General features: G+C 64.8%; 6 protein-coding genes and 1 pseudogene. 6 read left to right on the top strand and 1 reads right to left on the bottom strand.

Going from position 1 to position 7895, the window contains the following annotated elements; translation table 11 throughout:
• The 6 genes from U4Z64_RS37000 to U4Z64_RS36975 form a co-directional block, all read left to right on the top strand.
• A partial coding sequence (locus tag U4Z64_RS37000; protein ID WP_321822653.1) for a substrate-binding domain-containing protein occupies positions 1-628 on the top strand: 628 nt, incomplete at its 5' end.
• Positions 629-661: 33 nt separating this feature from the next.
• Complete coding sequence (pgi, locus tag U4Z64_RS36995; RefSeq protein ID WP_321822652.1) at positions 662-2260, top strand: glucose-6-phosphate isomerase; 1599 nt, start codon at positions 662-664, stop codon at positions 2258-2260.
• Positions 2261-2276: 16 nt separating this feature from the next.
• Positions 2277-3209, top strand: a complete 933-nt coding sequence (locus U4Z64_RS36990) for a carbohydrate kinase (RefSeq protein ID WP_321822651.1) — start codon at positions 2277-2279, stop codon at positions 3207-3209.
• Positions 3206-4678 (top strand): glucose-6-phosphate dehydrogenase, encoded by a 1473-nt coding sequence (zwf, locus tag U4Z64_RS36985; protein WP_124921790.1) that lies wholly within the window; start codon positions 3206-3208, stop codon positions 4676-4678. The genes U4Z64_RS36990 and zwf overlap by 4 nt, the downstream gene beginning before the upstream one ends.
• 62 nt (positions 4679-4740) lie before the next feature.
• Positions 4741-5772, top strand: coding sequence for a hypothetical protein (locus tag U4Z64_RS36980; RefSeq protein WP_321822650.1), 1032 nt, complete (start codon positions 4741-4743; stop codon positions 5770-5772).
• Positions 5773-6122: 350 nt separating this feature from the next.
• The gene (locus tag U4Z64_RS36975) at positions 6123-7226 is read left to right on the top strand and encodes a porin (RefSeq protein ID WP_124489705.1); all 1104 of its coding nucleotides are present in this window, start codon (positions 6123-6125) and stop codon (positions 7224-7226) included.
• A gap of 249 nt (positions 7227-7475) precedes the next feature.
• Here the strand turns inward: U4Z64_RS36975 and U4Z64_RS36970 are convergent.
• A pseudogene (locus tag U4Z64_RS36970) lies at positions 7476-7871 on the bottom strand (MFS transporter); the annotation flags it as partial.
• Positions 7872-7895 lie beyond the last annotated feature (24 nt).

Here is a 7895-nt window from a genome sequence, read left to right as displayed (position 1 = left end):
AAAGAAGGCGCAGGCGGCTGGCATCACGGTCGTCGCGGTGGACGTCGCGGCCGCCGGCGCGAACGCGACCGTGCAGACCAACAACGTGAAGGCCGGCGAGCTGGCATGCGACTACCTTGCGAAGAAACTCAACGGCAAGGGTAACGTGATCATCGAGAACGGCCCGCAGGTGTCGGCCGTGATCGATCGCGTGAACGGCTGCAAGACCGTGCTCGCGAAGAACCCGGGCATCAAGCTGCTGTCGAGCGACCAGGACGGCAAGGGCTCGCGCGAAGGCGGGATGAACACGATGCAGGGCTACCTGACGCGCTTTCCGAAGCTCGACGGCGTGTTCACGATCAACGACCCGCAGGCGATCGGCAGCGATCTCGCGGCGAAGCAGCTGAACCGCCCGAACATCGTGATCACGTCGGTCGACGGCGCGCCCGACATCGAAGTCGCGCTGAAGTCGAACACGCTCGTGCAGGCGTCGTCGAGCCAGGATCCGTGGGCGATGGCGCAGCAGGCCGTAAACGTCGGCTACGGGATCATGAACGGCCAGAAGCCGGCCAACCCGATGATCCTGATCGAGCCGACGCTCGTCACGCGCGACAACGTGAAAGCTTACAAAGGCTGGAGCTCGCACTGACCCGTCCCAACGCATCCCAGGCCTGACACGACCATGACCTCACTGACCCAAACGCGCGCGTGGCGCGCGCTCGCCAGCCATCGGGACGCGTTGTCCGGCGTCTCGATTCGCGCACGATTCGACCGCGACCCGGCACGCGCATCGCGCTTCAGCCTCGAGGCGGCCGGGCTTTTCGTCGATTACTCGAAGAACCCCGTCGACGACGAAACCATCGCCCTGCTGGTCGCCCTCGCCCAGGAGGCGGGCGTCGATGCGTATCGCGACGCGATGTTCGCCGGCGAGCGCATCAACCGCACGGAGAACCGCGCGGTGTTGCACGTCGCGCTGCGCGACCGTTCGGGTACGCCGCGTATCGTCGACGACGTCGACGTGTCGCGGCAGGTCAGCGACGTGCTGGCCCGGATGCGGCGCTTCTCCCACGCGATTCGCTCGGGTGAATGGCGCGGCCACACGGGCCGCGAGATCACCGACGTCGTCAACATCGGCATCGGCGGCTCGGACCTGGGGCCGAAGATGGTGTGCGAGGCGCTCAAGCCTTACGCGCACGAACGATTGACGATGCATTTCGTCTCGAACGTGGACGCAGCCGACATCGCCGAAGTGCTCAAGCGCGTGAACCCGGAGACGACGCTGTTCATCGTGTCGTCGAAAACGTTCACGACCCGCGAGACGCTCCTGAACGCCCATACCGCCCGCGCCTGGCTGCTCGACAGCGGCGCGCCGGACGCGGCGATCGCCCGCCACTTCGTCGCCGTTTCGACGAATGCCACGGCCGTTGCGGAATTCGGCATCGATACCGGCAACATGTTCGCGTTCTGGGACTGGGTGGGCGGACGCTACTCGTTGTGGTCCGCCATCGGGTTGCCGATTGCGATCATGGCCGGCATGGACGCGTTCGAGCAACTGCTCGACGGCGCACGCGCGATGGACCGTCACTTCGCGCAAGCACCGCTTGCCCGCAACCTGCCCGTCCTGCTCGCCCTGATCGGCATCTGGCATCAGAACTTCCTCGCTACGACGAGCCAGCTGATCGCGCCATACGACAACTATCTGCACCGGTTGCCCGCGTACCTGCAGCAGCTCGACATGGAAAGCAACGGCAAATCGGTGACGCTCGGCGGCGAGCGCGTCGATTACGCGACCGGCCCGGTCATCTGGGGCGAACCGGGTACGAACGGGCAACACGCGTTCTTCCAGCTCCTGCACCAGGGTACCGCGATCATCCCGACCGACTTCATCGTGTGCATGCGGCCGCATCACGCGTTCGATCATCACCATGCCGTCCTCGTCGCAAACTGTTTCGCGCAGTCGGAGGCATTGATGAACGGATCGCGCTCGACGACCGAACCGCATCGCAATTTCGAAGGCGACCGGCCCACGAACACGATCTGCCTGGACACGCTCGATCCGGCATCCCTCGGCGCGCTGATCGCGTTGTACGAACACAAGGTATTCGTGCAAGGCGTGGTATGGCGGATCAATTCGTTCGATCAATGGGGCGTCGAACTCGGCAAAAAGCTCGCGGTCGCGATCGAAGGCGAGTTACTCACCCCCGCGCAGATTCACTCGCACGACGGCTCGACCAACCAACTGATCAACCGCTTCAAGACGCGGCGCCACGCTGCGGCCTGATCTCCCGAATCCCATGATGAAGCTACCGCGACTGGTCATCTTCGGCGAAGCCCTGACCGATTTCATTCGAGACGACACGAACCGCTGGCACAGCGTTGCCGGCGGCGCATGCTGGAACGTCGCGCGCGTCGGCGCGCGCCTCGGCACGCCGACCGGCTTTGCCGGTGCCGTGAGCGCCGACATATTCGGCGACGAGCTCATGCGAAAGAGCGCCGAAGCCGGCCTCGACATGCGCTTCACGCAGCAGGTCGACCGCCCGCCGCTGCTTGCGATGGTGGTCGAGACGCGGCCGCCGAAATATTTCTTCATCGGCGAGAATAGCGCCGACCTCGCGTTCGATCCCGCCGCGTTGCCTTCGGACTGGCTCGACGCCGCCGAAATCATTCATTTCGGCTGTCTCGGCCTGGTGCGCGAGCCCCTCGCCTCGCGTCTGATCGACATTGCGCTCGCGGCGCGCGCCGCCGGCAAGCGGATTTCGTTCGATCCCAACTTTCGTGCGCCGATGGCCGACCCGTCGTACCGCGACACCTTGCGCACGATGATCGGTCTCTCGGACTACATCAAGGTGTCCGACGAGGATCTCGCCGGTCTGTTCCCGGAATTCGACGAGGCAGCCGCACTCGCGCAAATCCGTGCGTGGGCGCCGCACGCCGCGGTGCTCGTCACGCGCGGCGCGGCCGGCATGGAACTCTTTGCCGGTGACGAAACGCTGGTTCAGCCGGGCTTCAAGGTCACGGTCGCCGACACGGTCGGCTGCGGCGACGCGTGCGTCGGCAGCTGGATGGCGAGCCTGCTGACGCGCCCGGACGCGCCCGCGACGGAACATCTTCGATTCGCCGCCGCCTGTGCGGCGCTCGTCGCGTCGCACGCCGGTGCCTATGCGCCGACGGCGGCCGAAGTACATGCGCTGATCGAATCGGCCAACGCAGCCACGAGCGAAACGCCATGAATGCGCACCTCCCGTTCTCCGATACCCAGGCTCCGTTCGAATTCGTGCTGTTCGGCGGTACCGGCGATCTCGCGATGCGCAAGATCCTGCCGGCGCTCTACTCCGCTCACCGCGATGGCCTGCTCGCCCCCGCGGGACGCATCATCGCGGTTGCGCAGAATGAACTCGATACGGCCGGCTACCTCGACTGGGTCGACGTGTCGGTGCGACCGCATCTGACGCAGGCCCGGTTCGACGAAAGCGCGTGGCGCGGCTTCCGCGAGCGGCTCTCGTACGTGGCGCTCGACGCAAGCCAGGCCGGCACGTTCTCGCGTCTGGCCGACGCGCTCTCGCCGGCGTCGTCGCGCCAGATCTTCTATCTGGCGACAGGGCCATCGCTGTTCGTGCCGATTTGCCGCGCACTCGCGCAGGCAGGGCTCGCCCCGCCGACCTCGCGAATCGTGCTCGAAAAACCGTTGGGCTACGATCTCGCGTCGTCGACGGCGATCAACGATGCGGTCGGCCAGATTTTTTCCGAAGAGCAGATCTACCGGATCGATCATTACCTCGGCAAGGAAGCCGTGCAAAACCTGTTCGCGCTGCGGTTCGCCAACGTGATGTTCGAGCCTCTGTGGCGCCGCGAATGGATCGACAACATTCAGATCACGGTTGCCGAGGAACTCGGCGTCGGCGGGCGCGGCGGGTTTTACGACCAGACCGGCGCGCTGCGCGACATGGTGCAGAACCATCTGCTGCAGTTGCTTGCGATCGTCGCCATGGAACCGCCTCAGTCGATGGAAGCCGACGCCGTGCGCGACGAGAAGCTGCGCGTGCTGCGCGCGCTCAAGCCGCTCACCGAGGAAGCCTTGCATCAGAGCGTCGTGCGCGGACAGTATCGCGCGGGGGTGGTCCGCGGAGAGTCGGTACCGGGTTACCTCGACGAATCCGGGATCCGGGCCGACAGTCCGACCGAGACGTTCGTCGCGCTCAAGGCCGAGGTCGAAAACTGGCGCTGGGCCGGCGTGCCGTTCTTTCTGCGCACCGGCAAGCGGCTGGCGCGACGCGTGGCTGAAATCGTCGTCACGTTCAAGCGCCCGCCGCATTCGACGCTTGGTCCGACGGCGCTGCTGGCAGGCTCGAACCGGTTGACGATCCAGCTGCAACCGGACGAATCGATTCGCCTGAGCACGCTCGCGAAGCGGCCGGGGCTCGGCATGACCTTGCAAGGCGTCTACCTCGATCTCGCGTTCGACCGCTTCTTCCGGCAAGACCGGATGGAGGCGTATCAGCGCCTGTTGCTCGACGTGATCGCCGGCCGGCTCGCGCTGTTCGTGCGTCGCGACGAACAGGAAGCCGCATGGCGCTGGGTCGCGCCGATTCTCGACCTGAAAACGGCGCCCAAACCCTATTCGGCCGGAAACTGGGGGCCTGCGCAGGCCAGCGCGTTGCTGGCGAGATACGGCACCTGCTGGAGCGAGGAAGAGAACTGATCCCCTCCGGCATGCCTCTTCCTATCGTGGAAGCGTTCTCTCCGACTACACCTGACGAAGCAATGGATACAGTCTGGCATCTCAAATGGGCGCACGGCGCGTTCGATCTCCATGCAGCAGGAGGTATGCTCGGCGGCGTTGCATTACAGCAAGGCGGCCGCACGCTCCGTCCGTTTTACGAAGCGCCGTGGCTCGGCCAGGCCGAGCCGCAGCCCGCCGGGCTGCTGGGCGTCATGCGAAGCGAATTCCCGTGCGTGCCATTCGGTGTTCCCTACTCGCCCGACCGACTGCCTCCCGGCTGGCGGAAAGCCGCCGCAACGCCGATCGTCCCGGATGACGTCGCACTCGACACCAGCGACGACCTTCAGCATGGTTACGGCTGTACCGGCGTGTGGTCACTCGTGAGGCAAACCGCGCACGAGATCGAAATTGAAATCGAATACCCCGAGACCTCGTCGATCGCACGACTGACTCGCATCGTGCGCGCCGATCCGGCTTGCGCTGCCTTCGACATCGTTCTCCGTATCGAAGCGCGCAAGTCGGCTCGCTGCCCCATCGGCCTGCATCCGAATCTCGCGCTGCCGACGCTCACCGGCGCATTCCGAATCGAGCCCGGCACGTACCGTTTCGGCATGGTGCACCCGGCAGGTCCGGAACCGCGCGTATCGAGCGCGCTGGCCGGCGCGACGTTCGAATCACTCGAGCGCGTACCGCTCGGCGAGGGCGGCTTCGGTGCATTCGACCAGCTACCGCTCGCGCAGCCCACGGAAGAAATCCTGCAGCTCTGCGGAATCGACGGTTCCGTCATGATGACCGACGCCGTCGCCGGCGCACGCTATCGCCTGACCTGGGATGCCGATGCGCTGCCGTCACTGCTGTTGTGGATCAGCAACCGCGGACGTGCGTATGCGCCGTGGAACAGCCGCAACCTCTGCGTGGGCATCGAGCCGGTCGCGAGTGCATTCGAGCTTGGCCGTGCGGCATCGCTCGCGCCCAATCCGATCAATTCCCGCGGGGTCCGGACGGCACTTGCATTGAATCCTGACACGCCAACTGAAATCGCCTACCGATTCGAGGTGCTCGCCGCGCGTTAGGCGTGCATCGTGGATCGGACCGATCGCGCTGCAGATCGTCGGCAAGGAGCGCCGGGCCAAGCCCGGCCTCATGAGCGTCAGACCGTCCGGCATTTCATATATGAATAGTTGTACTACGTGACTCGCCCGTAGTTTCGTCCCACATCAATACCGACCAAGGAGACCTTTTCGTCCAGTTTGCCCGGCTGGACATGCCGCAAGCGAAGAACATTTCACTTTCCCTGTTGATACGCCATCCGTTTTTCACGACAGATAATTTCGCTTTCCTTAGTTTATTCAATAAAAGAACTGACCGGGTCTGTTGTGCCGCAGTAACACGTTTTTTCTTTCTGACAGGTTTGGAGACAACTATGAAAAAAGCAATACTCACCGCCACGTTGATGTCCGCAGGCATCGTCGCCCACGCACAAAGCAGTGTCACGCTCTACGGCCGCCTCGACGCCGGCATCGAGTACCTGAGCGGCATTGCCAACGGCAACGGCGGCACGACGAGCCGCTGGCGTGCCGAAAGCGGCGACTGGGGCACCAGCCTGTGGGGCTTGAAGGGCTCCGAGGATCTCGGCGGTGGAAACAAAGCGGTCTTCCACCTCGAGGGCTCGTTCAATGCGATGAACGGCAACCTCGGCGGCACCGGCTCCATCTGGGATCGCTGGGCAACGGTCGGTTTTTCCAACGACGCTTACGGCACGCTGCTGCTCGGCCGCGAGCTCTCGATTTCGAACGGGTTGTGGGACTTCGATCCGCTCGGCCAGACGTCCTGGTCGTCCGGTTCGCTCGTACGCGGGCGCAACTGGAACAAGACGAGCAACAACATTTCGTACCAGTCGCCGAGCTTCTACGGTTTTGACGTGTACGGCCAGTATTCGCTGTCGAACGCCACCAGCTGGAATGGCAACGGCACGACCGCACAAGGTCGTGCCGACGGCCTGCAACTGACCTACACGAATCCGTACTTCCAGGTGCGCGGCATCTACGACGAGGCGCGCGACGTCAACGGCAAGTTCTCGGACGTGTTCAACTATTCCCGGGAGTACTTCGCGGGCGTGAACGTATTCCTCGGCCAGTTCAAGCTGCAGGCGGCCTATCAGGCCTCGCACGCGAACGGCGCGCCGACCGCCAACAACGGGATTACGTCGACGCAGCAGGTCTGGGGCGGCGTCACGTGGCAGGCGACTCCGGCTGCGGCCTTGACCGGTGCCGTCTATCACGTCAACGCAAACCATGGCGGCGGCAACGCCAACATCTATACGGTGGGCGGCACGTACAACATCTCGAAGCGCACGCTCTTCGACATGCAGATTGCTACCGTTCGCAACAGCAAGAACGCGAACTTCGGCCTGGAGTCGAACGCGGCGGGTGCCGGCGGCCCGATCGCCGGCGGCGGCTACAACGACAATCCGACGCCCGGGCACAGCCAGACGGGTGTCTATGCGGGCATCCAGCATTTGTTCTGATTCGATTTCGCACACGGGTTAGAAGCGCCCTGCCATGCCGCTTCTGGCACCGCGTCCGGGTGCGATGCGCCGTCAGGCCATCGCACCGCACGCATCGACAGAATGCCGGGCCTGGAATCGATCGGAATGCGCGCCGGGCCAGCCGCCCGGACGCATGACGACACCCGCCGTGGCGACGCGGCAATCAGCCAGGCAAGCGAAACGGAATTCACGGGCAGGCCGGAAATGGCATGAAGAGGGAAAGCACCTTCACGACAACGTGGCCGGCAGATCGCCCGGCTTGCCGCACACCCCGCTCAGCGAGCGCGCATGGCCGAGCCAGAGCACGAGCGAGCCCGTCGACACGGCGCCCAGCACGACGAATGCGGTCGGATAACCGAAGTGCTGCGCGAGCACGCCGCCCAGCGCCGGACTGAGCGCCGCGCGGATACCCTGCGCGGTCGCGACGGCGCCCTGCCCGACGTTCACGCGGCCGGAACCGTGCAGCAGGCGCACGACGAGCGCCGGCACGACGACGCTTTGCAGGCCGGCACCGATACCGTCGAGCACTTGCACCGGCCAGCCGCCCGCCTCGCTCATCAGCATCGCGGCAAGCACGCCGCGCACCGGCAACACCAGATAGGAAAGCAGCAGCACGCGCCAGTATCATTTCCTTTTTCAGTGGATCGG

The organism is Burkholderia sp. BCC1996 (genome assembly GCF_905339955.1).
Classification (GTDB): Bacteria; Pseudomonadota; Gammaproteobacteria; order Burkholderiales; family Burkholderiaceae; genus Burkholderia.
Note: the sequence above shows the minus strand (reverse complement) of the source record. Positions and strands in the feature narration are given on the sequence as shown.

Bases quoted from the DNA above. Each gene is read 5' to 3' on its own strand.
- pgi (WP_321822652.1), top strand. From the start codon at position 662: ATGACCTCACTGACCCAAACGCGCGCGTGGCGCGCGCTCGCCAGCCAT.
- U4Z64_RS36990 (WP_321822651.1), top strand. From the start codon at position 2,277: ATGAAGCTACCGCGACTGGTCATCTTCGGCGAAGCCCTGACCGATTTC.
- zwf (WP_124921790.1), top strand. From the start codon at position 3,206: ATGAATGCGCACCTCCCGTTCTCCGATACCCAGGCTCCGTTCGAATTC.
- U4Z64_RS36980 (WP_321822650.1), top strand. From the start codon at position 4,741: ATGGATACAGTCTGGCATCTCAAATGGGCGCACGGCGCGTTCGATCTC.
- U4Z64_RS36975 (WP_124489705.1), top strand. From the start codon at position 6,123: ATGAAAAAAGCAATACTCACCGCCACGTTGATGTCCGCAGGCATCGTC.